This window comes from Gordonia sp. JH63, from assembly GCF_009856645.1.
Classification (GTDB): domain Bacteria; phylum Actinomycetota; class Actinomycetes; order Mycobacteriales; family Mycobacteriaceae; genus Gordonia; species Gordonia hongkongensis.
Genome location: NZ_CP047235.1, coordinates 5,053,353 through 5,071,579 on the forward strand (window position 1 = coordinate 5,053,353; position 18,227 = coordinate 5,071,579).

General features: G+C 68.9%; 14 protein-coding genes and 2 pseudogenes. 3 read left to right on the top strand and 13 right to left on the bottom strand.

The genetic code is table 11. The annotated features are described in order from the left end of the window. Positions 1-20: 20 nt before the first annotated feature. The 10 genes and pseudogenes from GR168_RS22375 to GR168_RS22420 form a co-directional block, all read right to left on the bottom strand. Positions 21-1,361, bottom strand: coding sequence for a carboxylesterase family protein (locus GR168_RS22375; protein WP_068972120.1), 1,341 nt, complete (start codon positions 1,359-1,361; stop codon positions 21-23). Continuing rightward, the gene (locus GR168_RS22380; RefSeq protein WP_159371999.1) at positions 1,358-3,499 is read right to left on the bottom strand and encodes a cation-translocating P-type ATPase; all 2,142 of its coding nucleotides are present in this window, start codon (positions 3,497-3,499) and stop codon (positions 1,358-1,360) included. Before GR168_RS22380 ends, GR168_RS22375 begins: the two co-directional genes overlap by 4 nt. 87 nt (positions 3,500-3,586) lie before the next feature. Next, on the bottom strand, positions 3,587-3,874 hold the full coding sequence (locus GR168_RS22385) for a DUF1490 family protein (RefSeq protein WP_058252919.1): 288 nt from the start codon (positions 3,872-3,874) through the stop codon (positions 3,587-3,589). Between the two features lie 404 nt (positions 3,875-4,278). Then, complete coding sequence (locus tag GR168_RS22390) at positions 4,279-6,996, bottom strand: fumarate reductase/succinate dehydrogenase flavoprotein subunit (RefSeq protein WP_159371707.1); 2,718 nt, start codon at positions 6,994-6,996, stop codon at positions 4,279-4,281. A gap of 7 nt (positions 6,997-7,003) precedes the next feature. Then, positions 7,004-7,780 carry an ABC transporter ATP-binding protein gene (locus tag GR168_RS22395; protein ID WP_137810945.1) on the bottom strand — a complete coding sequence of 259 codons (777 nt, stop codon included), beginning with the start codon at positions 7,778-7,780 and terminating at the stop codon, positions 7,004-7,006. Positions 7,781-7,803: 23 nt separating this feature from the next. Then, the gene (locus GR168_RS22400) at positions 7,804-8,661 is read right to left on the bottom strand and encodes an ABC transporter permease (protein WP_159371708.1); all 858 of its coding nucleotides are present in this window, start codon (positions 8,659-8,661) and stop codon (positions 7,804-7,806) included. Continuing rightward, positions 8,658-10,097, bottom strand: a complete 1,440-nt coding sequence (locus GR168_RS22405) for an ABC transporter substrate-binding protein (protein ID WP_159371709.1) — start codon at positions 10,095-10,097, stop codon at positions 8,658-8,660. The genes GR168_RS22400 and GR168_RS22405 overlap by 4 nt, the downstream gene beginning before the upstream one ends. Positions 10,098-10,180: 83 nt before the next feature. Then, positions 10,181-10,408, bottom strand: coding sequence for a ferredoxin family protein (locus GR168_RS22410; RefSeq protein WP_010843879.1), 228 nt, complete (start codon positions 10,406-10,408; stop codon positions 10,181-10,183). Continuing rightward, entirely contained in the window at positions 10,405-11,097 is a 693-nt protein-coding gene (locus GR168_RS22415; RefSeq protein WP_159372000.1) for a GntR family transcriptional regulator, read from the bottom strand. The genes GR168_RS22410 and GR168_RS22415 overlap by 4 nt, the downstream gene beginning before the upstream one ends. 246 nt (positions 11,098-11,343) lie before the next feature. Continuing rightward, positions 11,344-11,795, bottom strand: a pseudogene (locus GR168_RS22420) (alpha/beta hydrolase); the annotation flags it as partial. A 56-nt stretch (positions 11,796-11,851) separates the two neighbouring features. Here GR168_RS22420 and ilvD point away from each other — a divergent pair. Together ilvD and GR168_RS22430 are read left to right on the top strand one after the other, a co-directional pair. After that, complete coding sequence (gene ilvD, locus GR168_RS22425; protein ID WP_065631105.1) at positions 11,852-13,567, top strand: dihydroxy-acid dehydratase; 1,716 nt, start codon at positions 11,852-11,854, stop codon at positions 13,565-13,567. Between the two features lie 130 nt (positions 13,568-13,697). Further along, the gene (locus tag GR168_RS22430) at positions 13,698-13,964 is read left to right on the top strand and encodes a LapA family protein (RefSeq protein WP_065631106.1); all 267 of its coding nucleotides are present in this window, start codon (positions 13,698-13,700) and stop codon (positions 13,962-13,964) included. A 36-nt stretch (positions 13,965-14,000) separates the two neighbouring features. Here the strand turns inward: GR168_RS22430 and GR168_RS22435 are convergent, their stop codons facing one another. The 3 genes and pseudogenes from GR168_RS22435 to GR168_RS22445 all read right to left on the bottom strand — a co-directional run bounded on the left by GR168_RS22435 (position 14,001) and on the right by GR168_RS22445 (position 17,255). Next, positions 14,001-15,251, bottom strand: a complete 1,251-nt coding sequence (locus GR168_RS22435; protein WP_065631107.1) for a hypothetical protein — start codon at positions 15,249-15,251, stop codon at positions 14,001-14,003. A gap of 112 nt (positions 15,252-15,363) precedes the next feature. After that, positions 15,364-16,011, bottom strand: coding sequence for a class I SAM-dependent methyltransferase (locus tag GR168_RS22440; protein WP_083207378.1), 648 nt, complete (start codon positions 16,009-16,011; stop codon positions 15,364-15,366). Positions 16,012-16,096: 85 nt separating this feature from the next. Continuing rightward, a pseudogene (locus GR168_RS22445) lies at positions 16,097-17,255 on the bottom strand (aminotransferase class I/II-fold pyridoxal phosphate-dependent enzyme). 94 nt (positions 17,256-17,349) lie between these two features. Between GR168_RS22445 and GR168_RS22450 the strand changes: the two are divergent. Next, a complete protein-coding gene (locus GR168_RS22450; RefSeq protein ID WP_065631108.1) occupies positions 17,350-18,141 on the top strand; it encodes an LLM class F420-dependent oxidoreductase in 792 nt (263 codons plus the stop codon). Positions 18,142-18,227: the final 86 nt, after the last annotated feature.

An 18,227-nucleotide genomic window follows, 5' to 3' on the forward strand; every position in this document is an offset into this window, starting at 1 on the left:
CGCGCTACGCGATGCCGCGGTCAACGGAAGCGGATCAGGCCCGGCACATCAGCCGGCGCGGTCCATCCGTCGCGAGCGAAGTCCGCCCAGATCCGTCGCAACGTGCGGCCGTCCTCGGCAGCCCGATCGGCGTCGTGGCCGGCCAGGATCGGGGCGCCGGCCCAGATCTCCGGGGTTCCGAACAGCAACGGGATGTCGACGGTGTGCACGGCGCGCAGCGGGTGATCTGCTGCGCCCCAGTCGATGACGTACTGCGCGGCCTTTCCTCCGGCGCGTCGGTGGCGTCGGGCGAAGCGGTCGGCCGCCGACGTGTAGATGGCACGGGTGAGTTGCTGGACAAGGCATTCGTACAGGCGGTTGCCGACCAACGGAACCGCGGGGAGCGACGACACCCCGTCGATCGCCGCGGTGAAGAACGCGGCCTCGCGGCTGCACCAGCCGATGAGGACCTCGACGTCCCGCGCTCGACTCTCCCAGACCGCGTCCACCTCGTCCTCGGGTGGCAGCGGATGGTGGCCGTACTGGGGACCGAAGGACATGAACGCCGGAAGTCCATGTTGCAGAATCGCTTTGAGTCCCATCATCGACTCCTGGACGGCCAGGACCTCGTCGACGGTCGCCGACGCCGACACCTGGTGCGACGCAGCGAACATGTCCGCATGCAACCGCTCGCGACGTCGGGTGATGCCGAGGGGCGCACTCTGGATGATGGCGCGGCGGAACAGGCCCGTCACGCCGTCGGCCGCCATCAATTGTGCAACCGCGTCGCCGCCGGCTGATTCGCCGAAGACGGTGACGGCGTTGGGATCGCCGCCGAAGGACGCGATGTTCCGCTGAACCCAGCGCAGCGCTTCGATCATGTCGAGCAGGCCCAGGTTCGCCGGCCGGTTGATGCCGTCGCCGAGGAACCCAAACAATCCCAGTCGGTAGGTCACTGACACGACGACCACCCGCTGTTCGGCGACCAGCGCCGCCGGATCGTGGCAGGGCGCGTCGGCGGCGCCGATGATGTACGACCCGCCGTGAATCCAGACCATCACCGGGAGAGCCTCGTCGGGTCGACGGTCGACCGGCACCGTGACCGACACGTACTGGGCGTGCTCGTCGCCGACCATCTCGCCCAGCGCGGCATCGCCGAAGGTGTCGTGGACGATCCCCTCGCCGTTGCGCTGAGGACAGGCGGGCGACCACGAGGTCGCATCGATCGGCTCGTCGGCCGGCGGTTGCGGGGACGGAACCTCGAAGCGCGCCGCCTGCGCGAAGCGGATCCCGGTGGCGCGCACGACCTGTCCGTCGGTGCGAGCGATGATCGTCCCGGCCGGACACTCGAAGGTCGCGGTCGTCGTGGGTACCTCGGTCATGCGCGGACTTCCTCCGCCGACGCCGACGGAGCCGGTTCGACCTGATACCGGATGAGCCGAGAACTGTTGAGCACCACGGCAACCGATGATGCGTTGTGCAGCACGGCGGCGAGGACCGGCGAGAGCGCACCGCCCGCGCCGATCACCAGCCCCAGGGCGTTGACGGCGATCGACATACCGTAGTTCTGTCGTATCACCTCGACGGTGTGCGAACCCAGATCGCGGATGTCGAGCAGCTTGCGCAGGTCGTCCCCGGCTAGCGCGACGTCCGCGGTCTCGACCGCGACATCCGTTCCGGCCAACCCCATCGCGATGCCGATGTCCGCGGCGGCCAACGCGGGGGCGTCGTTCACACCGTCACCCACCACCGCGACCACGTGGCCGAGGGCCTGCAGCTCACGAACCACCGCGAGCTTGTCGTCAGGGGTGACCTCGGCGGCCCACCGCTCGATGCCGAGTTCGGCGGCGATGGTCGCCGCGGTGACCGGGTGATCGCCGGTGAGCATGGCGATCTCGGTGACCCCGTCGGCACGCAGCGCGTCGAGCACCTCACGCGCCTCGGGACGCAGCTCGTCGGACAGACTCACCAGACCGACGAGCGTGCCGTCGACGGCCAGCAGCAGCGGTGTCTCGCTCGCCTGCCGCAAGCGGTCCACCCAGCCGATGGCGTCGTCGGAGATCGCGACGCCGTGCCGGTCGAGGAGCGACGGATTACCCAGCAGGAGCACGCGCCCGTCTTCGGCGCGGGTGCGCATGCCGAGTCCGACGATGACCTCGCATTCCGCATGCGTCGGGATCTCGATGCGACGTTCCTCCGTGGACCGGATGACCGCTTCGGCGAGCGGATGACGCGAATGGATCTCGGAGCTGGCCGCGTAGGCGAGGATCTGTTCGGGCTGCCAGTCGTCGGAGAAGGACACGACGTTGGTCACGACCGGGCGCCCGACGGTCAGCGTGCCGGTCTTGTCGAACACCACCGCCGAGATCCGTCCCGAAGCCTCGAGGTGCGATCCGCCCTTGATGAGGATTCCGCGCCGCGCGCCGTTCCCGATGGCGCCGCTGATCGCGGTCGGGGTGGACAGCCCCACCGCACACGGGCACGCGATCAGCAGCATCGTCATCGCACGACGGAGATCGCGCGTCACCAGCAGCGTCAGCGCCGACAACGCGAACGACGCGGGTACGAACCGCCGGGAGAAGTTCTCCCCGACCGTCTGGATGGGAGCGCGGTCGCGCTGGGCCTCCTCGACCCGGCCGATGATCCGACCGATCGAGGTGTCGTCGCCGACCGCGTGGGCCTCGATGACGATCCGGCCGGTGAGTACCACCGAGCCGGCCTGCACGCGGTCGCCGACGTGCTTGGTCACCGGGAGGTTCTCGCCGGTCAGCGCGGACTGGTCGACCACCGCCTCCCCGTCGACGACCACCCCGTCGACCGCCACCGCGACCTGCTCGTGCACGATCACCGCGTCCCCGACGTGGAGCGCGTCGATGGCCACCTGCACCTCGGTGCCGTCGGCGAGGCGGACCCACGCCGTGTCCTGGGTGCCGCGGAGGAGGTCGGCGATGGCGCGGCGGGTGCGTCGCAGGGTGAGGTCCTGGAGGAACTCACCGATGTTGAGCAACCACAACACGGTCAGCGCGACCACGTTCTCGCGCAGCAGCAAACTCGCAATCGTGGCAGCGGAGACCAGTGCGTCGGTGCCGGCCCGGCCGCCACGCAGCGAGCGGAGCGCGCCGCGGAGGAACGGGTAGCCGGAGAAGATGGTGACACCGGTGGCGACGGTGCGCGAGGCCGGACCGAGCAGCGGCGGACGGCGGAACCCGTAGCGCCGGAAACCCAGCAGGACCAGGGCTCCCGCGCCGATGCCCATCCGCAACAGGTCGGCATTGGTGACGTCGGCCGAATGCGGTGCGCGGTCAGGAAGATTCGCGGGGTCGGCGTGAGTGGCCGCCGCGATCGCATGATCGATGGCATCCCGGTCGGTGTCCGCCCGGAACCACACGACGACCGAGGCGGTGCGCGGATAGGCGTGCACGGCGCGCACACCCGTCACCCTGGCGACGCTCTCCTCGATGGCCACGGCACGGCGGTCGGCGACAGTGCGATCGGTGACCCGCAGCCACGGAACCGTCATACGCACCCGGCCCGCCGCCGACGACCGGACGACGATCTCGGTCGGTGGCAGCTCGGGAGAGTACGTCGGCGCGGACGCGCTCACGATTCAGTGATCGTGGTCGTGGTCGTGAGCCACCGCTGTTCCCGGCGGTGTCGACTCCTCGCCCAGCCGTTCCTTCGCCTCGGCGACGATGTCGGCGGTGTTGAGTCGCACCGACTCCGCGACCTCCTCGGCCTTGCGGGTTCCACGGATACCCCACGTGGTCGCCACGACGGCTCCCTCACGCAGCGGGGCGCGTCGAGCGACGGTGCGTACGGCGTCGTAGGCGACGGCTCCGACGAAGCCGGTGGCGACCGTCGCGCCGGCCTTGGCGAGCAGTGCATGAAGTGCCATGTGGGGTCCTCGCTATCCGATGTGCTGCACACGTGGTGACAGGACACCACGCTACAGGCGCACCGCGACTCACATGGTGCGGCCGCGGGTGCGGTTGTCGGACATGCGGACTCGCTAATGTGAGTGGCACCGTTCGGGTGCTTTTCGAACCCCGGTCGCCGGACCCTTCGTGACGCGCCCTCCGCAAGCTCCAAGCGCTCCGCAGGGAGCAGGACTGCCGCGCCCTCCGCAAGCTCCGAGCGCTCCTCCTGCCCACCGCAGCGCGCGGTCGGCGACCTTCGGATCACCGTAGGAGGAAACCGGATCGCCGATCGTGTCGAGGCTGCACGGTTCTGTGCTGTCCGTGACGCGGACCGGTTGTGAAGGCGGTCATGGCTCGGCGCCGTGTGCCCGCGCAACGTCTCTCAGTGTGGGGCGAGCGAGCCCCGCAGACTCCGCCGGACCGCGGCCCGGACGTCGGCGTCCGGGTCGTCGGCGGCGCCCTCGAGGATCCGCCGGACCACCGGATCGTCGCTCCACTCCGCGAGGGTGAGGGCGGCAGCCCGCCGGACGTCGTTGTGGACATCCGCGATCGCCTTCTCCAGCGCCGAGACCGTCGCCTCATCACGTGCGACCGCGAGCCCCCGCGCCGCACCGACGCGCACCTGCCATGCGGTCTCACGTAACGCGCGGACGAGGACCGGGCCGTCGACAGCGCCGTCACCCACGACCGCCATCGCGGAGAACGCCGCGGCCCGGACGAGGGGATCGCGGTCGGCTCCGAGTGTCCGGACGGCCTCCACACCACCGCCCCCGACCGTCGACAGCCCGTCGGCCACCGCGATCCGGACCTCACGGTCGGGATCCGTTGCCAGGCCGGCGATCAGCTCGGACTCGTCCCGTGACACCAGCGCGCGGATGGCCTCGATCCGGACGCGGTGGTCGGAATCCTGTGTGGCGGAAGCGAACAGGTCCACCCGATCAGCGCGCACGGCGCGCAACAGGTCGACGACGGTCGCACGCACGACCGGGTCCGGGGACTCGGCGTGATTGGCGAGCGCCGACACGAACTCCGCGGTCGGGTCGATGATCTCGACGAGTTCCCGCAGCCCCTGCGTCGCCGCTCCGCGGACCGGTGCCACAGCGTCGGCCAGCGCTCCGACCACGGCCATCTCGAACCCGTCCGGGGCGTTCTCGGTCAGCACCGCGATCGAGGTTCGGCGGACCGTCGGATCCGGGTCTGCCAGATAATCGGCGAGATCGGCGGCGTGGGTCACCGAGGTTCCGAGCAGTTCGACGATCCTCGGTGACGCCGTTGCCGTGGACTCGTCCTTCCTCGTGGTCTCACGCACCGGGCTCTCGACACCGCGGTATCCCGGGCCCGTCGACACGACCGGTTGTTCGATCGCGATCACCGTGCGGTCGGCCGGCGGGATGTGGTCCAGCCCCTCGACATCGACCAGGAAGGGTTCGACCGGCCGACCGAGGAACTCCATCGTGCCGTCGGCGGCCTTGCGGACGTTCAGGTGGTAGCCCCACTCGTCGTCCCGGCGCTCGGGGAGATCGGCACGCTCGTGATAGAGACCCCACCGACTCTCGGTGCGTGTCAACGAACTACGGGCCGCCAGTTCGGCGCAGTCGCGGATGAACGACACCTCCGCACACCGCATCAGTTCGTGCGGGGTCCGCCCGCCCATCTGCTCGATCTCCGAGCGCATGCGCTCGAAGGTCTCGATGGCGATGGCGAGCTTGTTCGACGTCTTCGGCGGCGCCACATAGTCGTTGACGAATCGGCGCAGCTTGTATTCCACCTGTGGCTGGGGTGGACCGTCCGGGTGGGTCAGCGGTCGGTAGATCAGCTCGTGGGCGGCGCGCAGCTGGTCCATCGGCAATTCGGTGGGCGCAGCCAGGTCGCGGGCGGTGTCGCTGGCGTGCTGACCGGTGAGTTCCCCGTAGACGAACGCGCCGATCATGTAATTGTGCGGCACGCAGGCGAGGTCGCCGGCGGCATACAGGCCGTCGACGGTGGTGCGGCCATGCTCGTCGACCCAGACTCCGGACGCGGAATGTCCGCTGCACAAACCGATCTCGGAGATGTGCATCTCGATGTCGTGGGTGCGATAGTCGTGTCCGCGGTTGCTGTGGAACGTACCCCGCGTGGGTCGTTCGGTGGTGTGCAGGATCGACTCGAGCGATTCCAGCGTCTCGTCGGGAAGATGACTGACCTTGAGATAGATCGGGCCGCGAGCCGACTCGATCTCCGACTTCACCTCCGCCATCATGTCTCCGGACCAGTAGTCGGAATCGACGAATCGCTCTCCGTCGGCGTTCACCTGGTACCCGCCGAACGGGTTCGCCACATACGCACACGCCGGGCCGTTGTAGTCCTTGATCAGCGGGTTGATCTGAAAGCACTCGATGCCGCTGAGCTCCGCGCCCGCGTGGTAGGCCATCGAGTAGCCGTCACCGGCGTTCGTCGGGTTCTCGTAGGTGCCGTAGAGGTACCCGGAGGCGGGCAGGCCCAGGCGACCGCACGGCCCGGTGGCGAGGATGACCGTCTTGGCCCCGATCTCGACGAACTCGCCTGTGCGCGTGTGCAACGCGGCCGCACCCACCGCGCGCCCGCCCGCGGTCAGGACCCGCACGGGCATCAAGCGGTTCTCGATCGTGATCTTCTCGCGCATGTCCCGCTTGCGCAGGACGCGGTACAGCGCCTTCTTCACGTCCTTGCCCTCGGGCATGGGCAGGACGTACGACCCCGACCGGTGCACCCGGCGGACCGCGTACTCGCCGTACTCGTCCTTCTCGAACTTCACGCCGTAGCGTTCCAGACGGCCGATCATCGCGAAGCCACGAGTCGCCGTCTGATACACCGTCTTCTGGTTCACGATGCCGTCGTTGGCCCGAGTGATCTCCGCGACGTAATCCTCGGGGGTGGCCTTGCCGGGGATGACCGCGTTGTTCACGCCGTCCATCCCCATGGCGAGGGCCCCGGAGTGGCGAACATGCGCCTTGTCGAGCAGCAGGACCGACGCGCCGTTCTCGGCGGCGGTGAGGGCGGCCATCGTCCCGGCGGTCCCGCCGCCGATGACCAGCACGTCACAGTCGATCCGACTCCGGTCGGCGATGTCTGGGATATCCACTGCCGGTTCACTTCTCCAATGCATCAAGGATGGTGCGGCGCAGCCGCCGGGTGGCGTCGTCCCCGCGGCGATCCGGGTCGCGAGGGTGCGGGACGTCGACGGTGGCGCGGACGGTCTCGCCCGCACGGCCCAGGACGACGACCCGGTCGCCCAACAGCAGCGCCTCGTCGACGTCGTGGGTCACGAAGACCACGGTCGACGGATGCGCCGAGAGGGTCTGCAGCAGCAATCGCTGCATGGCGGTCCGTGTCTGCGCGTCGAGCGCCCCGAAGGGTTCGTCCATCAGAACCGCTCTCGGCGACCCGGCGAGTCCACGGGCGAGCTGCACGCGCTGACGCATGCCGCCGGACAACGACTTCGGCAGGTGGTCGGCGAAGCCGTCCAGACCGATCTCGGTGATCCACTGCTCGGCCTGATCCCGGCGGTGTCGCCGCGGGACGCCGCGCAATGTCAACGCCAGCAGAATGTTCCCGCGTACCGTCCGCCACGGGTGCAGCGCATCGTCCTGGAACACCATGGCCCGATCCCGAGACGTGGTGCCAACCGGGTCGCCGTCTGCCAGGATTCGACCGCCGCGGACCGGCAGGAGACCCGCGACGGCGCGGAGGATCGTGGACTTCCCGCACCCGGACGGTCCCGTCAGGACGACGATCTCGCCGGCGCCGACGACGAGGTCGAAACCGTCGATCACCGTCGAGTCCCCGTAACCGATCCGGATGTCCTCGAGATCGAGCCGCATCGCGGCGACCGAGTCCGCCGTCAATGCCGTTGTCGTGGGGGCCATCGTCGCTCCTGCCGTCGTCGGGGTCATCGTTGCTCCTGTCCTCGCGGCAGCCAGCGGGTGACCCGCCGTCCGATCACCTCGATCAGCCCCGACGTCAGTGCGCCGAGCACGCCGATGGTCAGCATGCCGACGAACACCTGCGGGTAGTCGACCACCGTGTACGCCTGCCACGTCCGGTATCCGACCCCGAGCCGGCCGGAGATCATCTCGGCGGAGATGAGGCAGATCCAGGCGACGCCGACCCCGACCGACAGTCCGCTGAACACACCGGGTGCGATGCCGGGCAGGATCACCCGGAGGACGACGTCTCGACGGGTGCCGCCCATCGTCCGGACCGAGTCCTCCCAGATCGTGGGCAGCGCCCGGACGGCATGGCGGGTCGCGACGAGGATGGGGAAGAACGCCGCCGCGAAGGTGATGAAGACCATGCCGGCCTCGTCGGTCGGCAACACCAGGATCGCGACCGGTACCAGTGCGATCGCCGGGATCGGACGGAGCACCTCGGTGAGGGTGCCGACCGTGAGTCGCGCTGTCCCGGAGCGGCCGAGGGCGATTCCCACCGGGATGCCGACGCAGACCGCCAGCGCGAATCCCGTACCGATCCGGATCAGCGACTGGCCGAGATCCAGGTAATACTGCTCGGAGCCGAGAGCTGCCCAGAACGCCTGGCCGACGTCGGTGAGCGAGGGAATGGTGTCGAACCTGGCCCACAGAACCACATCGTGCGTGGTCAGCAGCTGCCAGACGACACCGGCCACCACCAGGACCAGTATCCGGACTCCCCAGTGCCAGTACCGGTTCGACCCGTCCGGGGTCCGGACCGGCACCGAATCGGTGGCCGTGTCGTCGACGGCGACCGATCCGATCGTCGCGGTGGTCATGACACGACTCCGGCGAGTGCCTGCTCGTACGTCACGTCGACGGCACCGGGATGCGTCGCGCGGTACTGTCGCGCGCTGTCGGTCGTGGTGAACGCGACGTACCGGTCGCCCTCCCGCAGCCACACCGCCTTGTCGGCGAACCAGCGGGTCCCGAGCTGCGGGTCCGAGATGTAGGCGGCCCGGACTTCCTGGCCCTGTCGTCGAGCCTGTGCGACCGCGCGCAGCAAGCAGGTCGGATCCGCGGCGGGTTGGGTCCGTTCCTGTCCGCGCAACCAGAGCTCACCGGCGGTCGCCGGGTCGACCTCGACCCCGCAGATCGGATCGTCGCCACGGGTGACGGAGGCATTGCCGGTGCGGCTCAGGGCTTCCGAGTAGTTGATGCCGGCCGCGGCGAAGGTGTCCTGCAGCGGCCCCGGATCGACGAAGGTGTCCAGGTCGATCTCGTGGGGGAAGCTGCCGATGGACTTCAGGTAGGGGACGTCGTTGCGCAGCGCCCCGACGAGGTCCGACTTGATGGCCGGATTGAAGTCCGTTCCGCCCGGGCCGTTGTAGAGGTAGACGACCTCGGCCGGGAGACCGCTGTTCTCCGCGACGAGTTCGGCGGCGGCGAGCGGGTCGCGGGTCAGGGACTCGGTCGCATCGAGCTGAGCGCGCAGGAAGGCCTGGACCACGTCCGGGTTCTCGTGCGCATAGGCAGATCTCGCGACGACGCCGTGCAGGGTCGGAACCCCGAGCTGGGCTCCGTCATAGAGCAACCGCGCCTTGTCCTGGAAGACCAGGAGTCCGGGCCAGGCCACGAACTGGGCCAGGGCATCCACCTTGCCCGACTCCAGCGCCGACGCGCCCACCTGCGGCTGTTGGTTCTGCACCTGCACCCCGGTGGTGGGGTCGATCCCGGCGCGGTCGAGGGCCTGCACGAGCGTCCCGTGACCGGCCGATCCGACGCTGGCCGAGATCGACTTCCCGCGTAGATCGGCGATCGTCGTGGCCGGTGAATTCTGCGGGACCACAACCATGTTCAGCGAACCCCGCGGGCTGGATCCCGTGACCGACAGCATCTCGGTGCGGGTCTTCTCCTCGGCACCGGCACGGGATCCGTTGATCAGCAACGGATAGTCACCCATCGACCCGATGTCGATCTTGCCCGCGATCATCCCGGTCGTGATCGGCGCGCCGGTGTCGAAGTCCTGCCACTCGACCGTGTACTCCTGGCCGGTCCGCTCGGTGACCTCGGCGAGCCGCTTCTCGAACTGACCTTCCGCGCGGAGCAGGGTCCCGGCGGTCACCGTGTTGATCGTCTTCGACTGATAACCGACGACGACCCGGATGGCGTCGGTATCACCGGTGTCCTCGAGCGAGCAAGCGGCACTGCCGAGGGCGACGGCGAGCGTGACGGTGATCGCCGCCAGTTGTCGGGATCGGAGACGTGTTCTCATCGGACGTCCTTTGGGCTGGGACCATGGGCATGGGTGATCGCCGCCGGTTGCGTTGCAGTACCGGCGTTGTGGGACAGAAGATTTCAGCGGAGCAGATAGGGCATGTTGACGGTGACCGCACCCGTCGGGCATCGGACCGCGCACGGCCCGCAGTACCAACACTCGTCGACGTGCATGAAGGCCTTGCCCGATTCCGGGTTGATCGCCAACGAGTCGAGAGGACAGACCTCGACGCAGAGGGTGCAGCCCTCGATGCACAGCGATTCGTCGATGGTGACCGGCACGTCGACGCGGTTGTTGACCTGACTCATGAGCCGGCCGCCTCGCGTCGGGCGGTGCTCCGCAGACAGACTCGGTCACTGCGCATCCGGATGTACTCGAGGTCGACGGGGCGGCTCTCGTGCGCGAGATGGGTCAGTCGTTCGAGCAGCAGCAGCGAGGTACCCGAACCGGTCTCGAGATGCGCCGCCGAATGCGGGTCGGCGTCGACGGCCTCCACCGTCATCGTCGCGTGTCCGAGGGGTCCGCCGGCGATCTGCTCGAGAAGCGTGAACACGTCGTTGTTCTCGAGGTCGTGCTCGAGCAGCGGGATGCCGAGGTCCGGCACGAGATACGTGATGTCCAGGCTGATCGGCTCGTCGTCGAGGTAGCGCAGCCGTTCGATGTAGACGGCCTGCGCGTCGGCGAGTTGCAGCCGCCTCGCGACTGCGCGGGGGGCATCGACGAGGGTGGCGATCTTGACCGTGTTGCGCACCTCGCCGTGCATGCGGAATGTCTCTTTCAGTCCCTGCAGGGCATCGAGCCCATGATCGAGTTTGCGAGCCACCACATGGGTGCCGACCCGTGGCGCTCGCTCGATCAGTCGTTCCTCGGTGAGGATCGCGAGTGCATCGCGGATGGTGTTGCGGGAGACATTGAAGTCGGCGATGAGGGTGCGTTCATCGAGCGAATCGGCGAGGTCGCCGTCGTGGATCTGTCGCCGGAGCACGTCGGCGACCATACGGGCGTTGTCCGCCCGGAGCCGTCCGGCTGCTGTGGTCCTGAGCTGCATGAATGGCACGATAACGCGATCGCGCCGGCCCCGGAACGCCTGTGCGCGGCGCTGGTCGCGGCCCGGGGTGAATGCGCCACCGGCGGTACGCCGTGACCTGCGGCCCGTGCTCGGCCGCAGGTCATTGCGCCACCCTCGTGCGCCTCGGTCCGATTAGAATCACCGCGCTCACAATGCGGTGTCGGCCCCCCCGGGTCAGCGCGGTTGCGTCGCGTCGGCCGCTCGCAGCACCGTCCGCGAGACCGCGTCGGGGCGCGACACCAACGACGCGTGCGAGGCGTTGACCTCGGCGGTGCGCCCGGGTACGACTCGTCCGGCCAGGAAGCGCTGCAGCGCCGTGGGATCACCCGATCCTGCTGCGAGACGAGGTACCAGCTGGGCACCCGTGCCCACGACGGCGGTCCGGACGGTTCCAGGTTGGCGCGGAGCGCGGCGGATTTCTGGTGGGCGAACATGTCGGCGGCGACCGCGGGCGACACGTCCTGCGCGAAGATCTCCCGGAAGTACGGGCGCGCGATGTAACCGTCGACGTTGCGTCCGGCCACGCCGGTCGGGTCGTTCTCGACCACCGTCAGCTGCAGGGCCGGCGGAAGGAGCCGGCTACCGGGATAGGTGATCGGGTTCAGCAGCCCCTGGACGAACTCGCCCGTGGTGCATCGGGTGTTCCGACCACTCGCCGGCGATGACCACTACTCTTGCCCTCATGACCAAGCGAACCGAACCGGACGCCGAGATCGACATCAAACCGCGTAGTCGCGACGTCACGGACGGCTTGGAGAAGACCGCGGCCCGCGGCATGCTCCGCGCGGTGGGCATGGGCGACGACGACTGGGTGAAACCGCAGATCGGCGTCGGGTCGTCGTGGAACGAGATCACGCCCTGCAACCTGTCGCTCGACCGGCTGGCCAAGGCGGTCAAAGAAGGCGTGCACGAGGGCGGCGGGTACCCGCTCGAGTTCGGCACCATCTCGGTCTCCGACGGCATCTCGATGGGTCACGAGGGCATGCACTTCTCGCTGGTGTCCCGCGAGGTGATCGCCGACAGCGTCGAAACCGTCATGAGCGCCGAGCGCCTGGACGGTTCGGTCCTGCTGGCCGGTTGCGACAAGTCCCTGCCCGGCATGCTGATGGCCGCGGCCCGACTCGACCTCGCGTCGGTGTTCCTCTACGCCGGGTCGACACTGCCCGGATACGCGACGCTGTCGGACGGCAAAGAGCGTCAGGTGACCATCATCGACGCCTTCGAGGCGGTCGGGGCGTGCTCGCGCGGACTTATGAGCCGGGAGGACGTCGACACCATCGAGCGCGCGATCTGCCCGGGTGAGGGTGCGTGCGGCGGCATGTACACCGCCAACACGATGGCCAGCGCGGCCGAGGCACTGGGGATGTCCATCCCGGGCAGTGCCGCACCCCCGGCCCCGGACAAGCGTCGCGACCAGTTCGCCCGCCAGAGCGGGGTCGCCGTCGTCGAGATGCTGCGCCGCGGGATCACCGCGCGCGACATCATGACCCGCGAGGCCTTCGAGAACGCGATCGCCGTGGTGATGGCGTTCGGCGGCTCGACCAATGCGGTGCTCCACCTCCTCGCCATCGCCAACGAGGCCGAGGTCGAACTGTCGCTCGACGACTTCATCAGCGTCGGCAGCCGGGTTCCGCACCTGGCCGACGTCAAGCCGTTCGGCCGGCACGTGATGACCGACGTCGATCGCATCGGCGGTGTGCCGGTGGTGATGAAGGCACTCCTCGACGCGGGCCTCCTGCACGGCGACTGCCTGACGGTGACCGGATCGACGGTCGCCGAGAACCTGGCGCACATCGCGCCGCCGGACCCGGACGGCCAGGTCCTGCGGGCCACGAAGTCGCCCATCCATCCCACCGGCGGCATCACCATCCTCAAGGGATCGCTGGCCCCGGAGGGCGCGGTGGTGAAGTCCGCAGGCTTCGACTCCGATGTGTTCGAGGGCACGGCACGGGTTTTCGACCGCGAACGCGCCGCGATGGACGCGCTCGAGGACGGCACGATCACCGCCGGGGACGTCGTCGTCATCCGGTACGAAGGCCCGAAGGGCGGACCGGGCATGCGGGAGATGCTCGCGATCACCGGCGCCATCAAGGGCGCGGGTCTCGGCAAGGACGTGCTCCTGATGACCGACGGCCGGTTCTCCGGCGGCACCACCGGTCTGTGCGTGGGTCACATCGCGCCGGAGGCCGTCGACGGCGGACCGATCGCTCTGGTCCGCGACGGCGACCGGATTCGGCTCGACGTCGGCCGCGGTCTCCTCGACCTCCTCGTCGACGACGACGAACTCGCTTCGCGCGCACAGGAGTTCACTCCCCTGCCCCCGCGGTACACGCGCGGCGTGCTGGCGAAGTACTCCAAGCTCGTCACCTCGGCGTCGCAAGGGGCGGTCTGCCGCTGAGCGCGGTACCGGTCCCGCTGGACCCCTTGAACCCCGGTGCCGGCGTCAGGTTGCGGTTTGTCCCGGATTGCGGGACAAATCGCAACCGGATCTCCGGTGACCGCCGTCGAATGCGCCTACAGTCTCTGGCATGGCCAAAGACCGTGGCACCCCGAAACCCACCACTGGGAAATCGTCCGCGCTGTCGAAGGTGTCTCTGCCGCAATGGATTGCGCTTGGACTGACCGTTCTCGCGGTGGTCTTCATCGTGCAGAACCGGACCACGGTGCGCATCGACCTGTTCTGGGTGAGTGTCGAGTCCCCGCTGTGGTTCATCCTGGCCGTGGTCTTTCTCGTCGGATGGGTCGTCGGCGTACTCGCCGCGCGCGGACGTTACCGGCAGCGCCGTCCGCACTGAGTTCGACGCCGCTTCGTCGGCGAAACCCGCGCGGTCTCACGACGATCGCCCGGGCGGCAGCTCCTTTCGCGGGATGAGGTGGCCGAGCAGCCACTCGTAGATCGCGTCGTCGTTCAGCAGGGTGAAATGGTGTGCGTTGCCGATGTGGAACCCCTCCTGGAACTTCAGCCCGCGACGCTGCCGCGTGTGCTGCCCGCGCCCACTCGGCGCGAGCACCAGGCCGTCACCCAGCAGACGCCCGACCGGGTGGTCGGGGTCGCGGGTGATCGTCGCGGTGACGAAGAGATGGCGAGCGCCCGCCAGCAGCGGCACGTCGGCGCCGGGCGGCTGCGACCACGCGTCCGGGTCGTGACCTATCCAGTCGTCGTCGGTCAGGCTGCCGTGGAACAGGTCCCGCACCCCGGCACTCCGACGACGCAACAATGAGCCGATCGGGCGGGTGACCGGCGTCCGGTTCAGCGCATTCGTGGCCAGGTGGACACCGCGGGCGAGTGGAGCCCCGAGGTGCGGCGTGCCGAGGCACACTGTCTCCGACACCAGGCCCGTCCAGTAGTCGCCGCGCTGATCGGCTGCGTGGCAAGCACTTCGGACGACCAGCCCACCCATCGAATGGCCGATGAGGGTCAGTCGTGTCACCGGCGTCGGCCAGAGCAGGACGAGTGCGTCGAGAAGGTCGGCGAGGGCGCGGCCGTTCTCGCTGATGTGGCGACCGGTGTTGTAGCGGACCTGGACCTCGGTGGCGCCGATGTCGTCGGTCAGCCGCTCGCCGTATGTGGGTTGCTCACCTAGAGACCACGCGAACTCCGACTCCATCAGGCCGTGCAGGAACACGACGACGTGTCCACCCGCGTCGGGGAAGCCATCGCGGAGCGACTCGGCGTCGAGGGAGACCGGCCAGCCGTCGACGCGGATCGACATGTCGGCCGTGAGGGGCGAGTGCACGGTGTCCAGTTCATCGCCGATGAGACCGTTGAGAATGCCGAGGAGCACCGCGCCTCGAGTAGTATGCGAGGGCGCGCGGCCCTCCGACCAGGGCACATGGTCCGCAGCCGACCGGCCGGCGTCGAGGGCAGCGGTGATCGAGTTGTACGTCCCCTCGCTGACGGCGTCATGCACCATCCGCGCGGTGTCGACGGAACTCCCCAGGACAGGCCGGAGCATCCGGAAGACGCCCCCGGCGATGACGCGGTGCATCGCTCCGACGCCGCGCGTCGCAGCGCCGGCCTCGTACAGCCCGAGGTCGGTGAGCGCCCGCAGCTCGGACTCACGCGTGGTCGTGGCGGTCATGCCCCGAGTGTACAGATGTGCACTCAATCTGGGCGGAGCGGAAGTCACGACCGCCACCCGTCAGATCAGGTTGCGCCTTGTCCCGGCTACCGGGACAAAACGCAAGGGGATCTCAGGCGGCCCGGCGTCGCGCCCGGAACACCACGTCGTGGGTGTGGTGGCCGCCTCCCGCGGCCTTGCCGCGTTCCCGCGTCTCGTCGGTGACGATTTCCCAACCGTCGCCGAGCAAGGCCACGAAGTCCTTGGGCTGCACATAGGCATCCGGGTTGAAGCCATGTGCACGCACACCCTCGGGGGCGTGTGCCACGACGAGCAGGGACCCGCCGGGGCCGACGGCATCGACCAGCCGGCGGGCCGCGTCGACATTCTCCTTCGGGATCGGGAAGTAATGCATGGTCACAAGGTCGACGTCGGTCGCCGGCACGTCCTCGGCGATCACGTCGGCACGCAACCACGTGATCGACGGCCGCGGGTCGATCTCACGAGCCCGATCCACCGCGACCTGCGAGATGTCGAGGGCCGTGACCTGCCATCCGCGGTCGGCGAGCCATCGGGCGTCGGCCCCCTCGCCCGACCCGACGTCGAGCGCGGTGCCCGGCTCGATGTCCGACACCTCGGCGACGAGCGCAGGGTTGACGTCGGAGGTCCACAAACGGTCCGCGCTGCGGTACCGCTCGTCCCAGCCTTCGGCGGTTCCCGGATCGTTGCTCCCCCGGGACTCGGTGGCGGCCTCGGGGCGGTGGCTGTTCTCGGTGGTCATGTCTTCGACTGTGGCACGCACCGTCGTGAGCGGCAAGGACGGTTGCCGATCCGGCAAGAAGTGATGGTGGAGCGGAGACCCCGGGTCAGTGCACCACGCCCGCGATCCGCCGGATGGCCTCGGTCAGCACGTCGGCGGAGCAGGCGGCGTTGAGTCGAACGAAACCGGCACCCGGATTCCCGAAGGCGTGTCCGTAATGCAGGGCGACGCGGGCTTTGTCGAGAATGACGAGCCCGGGGTCGTCGCCCAGCCCGGTCTCGCGGAAGTCGAGCCAGGCGAGATACGACGCCTCCGGCCGCGTGTACCGAACCGTCGGAAGATGCTGCGCGAGCAGCTGTTCGAGGAGATCGAAGCTCTCCCCGATGACCTCGAGGGTGGCGTCGAGCCACTCGTCACCGTGCGCCAATGCCGCTTCGGCCGCAGCGCGGCCCAGAATGATGCTCGTGCGATAGCGCACCTCGTCGGGTTGCCGCGCGATCAGAGCCCGGCCCCGATCCGACGCGACAACCGTGAGCGCGCACTTGGCACCGGCGAGATTGAAGGCCTTGCTCGCCGAATGTGCGGCCACGCCGACGTCGCGCGCCGTGTCGCTCACCGCGAGGAACGGGACGAACTCCACGCCGGGGTGGACCAGCGGCGCATGGATCTCGTCACTGACAACGGTCGCCCGCGGCCAAGTCGGCCAGTCGCGCGAGGTCGGTGGCGTCGTGGACGAGACCGAGCGGATTGTGCGGGTGACACAGTAAAACCGCGCGGGCCCCGGCGGCGAGGGCGCGTTCGATGCCCGCCAGATCCATCCGCCAGGTCGTCGACGACGACCCGCGTTCCTCGAGAAGGGGCACCTCGACGACGCGACCTCCGGCCTCCGGGATGAGTTCGAAGAACGGCGGATAGACCGGGGGCATCAGCACGACACCGTCGCCGGGACTGATCGCGACACGCAGACTCTCGACGATGACGACGCTCACGTCGGTCGTCGAGTTGACGTCAGCCGGATCCACCCGCCACCCCCACCGACGGTCGGCGAACCCGGCGAAGGCCTCCCCTGCCGAACCCGAGGTCGCCGCGTAACCGATGTCGGACGCACGTACCCGGTCGATGATGGCGTCGGCGACCACCGGTGCGAGCGGATAGTCCATCTCCGCGATGAACAGCGGTAGTACGTCGTCGGGGTGCGTGTTCCACTTCGCGCTGGTACGACGGCGTAGTTCGTCGAGCGGCGGCGCGACCGGTCTGATGCTCACCGCTACTTCGTACCGCCGATGCCAACGCCGCACCACCACTGCGCGGCCACCATGTCCGTCGACGATTCCGCCGTCAGCGGGCAGACTGGTCGGCATGGCCTCCCCCATTCGCATCGGTGTCCAGATCCAGCCCCAGCACGCACCCGAGTACTCGCTGATCCGTGACGCGGTCCGCCGCGCCGAGGACACGGGCGTCGACATCGCGTTCAACTGGGATCACTTCTATCCGCTGTACGGCGCCCCCGAGGGCGAACACTTCGAATGCTGGACGATGCTCGGCGCCTGGGCCGAGCAGACCTCCCGGGTGGAGATCGGCGCGCTCGTGACCTGCAACTCTTACCGGAATCCGGAGTTACTCGCCGACATGGCCCGCACCGTCGACCACATCAGCAACGGCCGTCTGATCCTGGGCGTCGGGGCCGGCTGGTTCCAGAAGGACTACGACGAGTACGGGTACGACTTCGGCACCGTCGGTTCCCGGTTGAACGATTTCGGTGCCGCCCTCCCGCGGATCAAGTCGCGGCTGGCCAAGCTGAATCCGGCTCCCACCCGCGACATCCCGATCCTCATCGGCGGCAGCGGCGAGAAGAAGACGCTGCGCTACATCGCCGAGCACGGCGACGTCTGGCACGGCTTCAACGACGTCGAGCAGTACCGGCACAAGTCCAAGGTGCTGGCCGAGCACTGCGCCGCCGTGGGTCGCGATCCCGAGACCATCGAGCGGTCGTCGGGCGTGCAGTTCGACGGGGACACCGACGCGCTGCTGCGCGATGCCGATGCGCTCGCCGACGAGGGCGTCACGCTGCTGACCGTCGGCGTCACCGGCCCCGACTACGACCTCACCGCACTCGAGGCGCTGTGTCGGTGGCGCGACTCGCGGAACTGACCGCGTAGCACCCGGGCGCACCCGCGCCCGGGTGCCGACACTCCCCCGAAGGCGTCGACGACACCGCACGCCCGCACGGCTAGGTT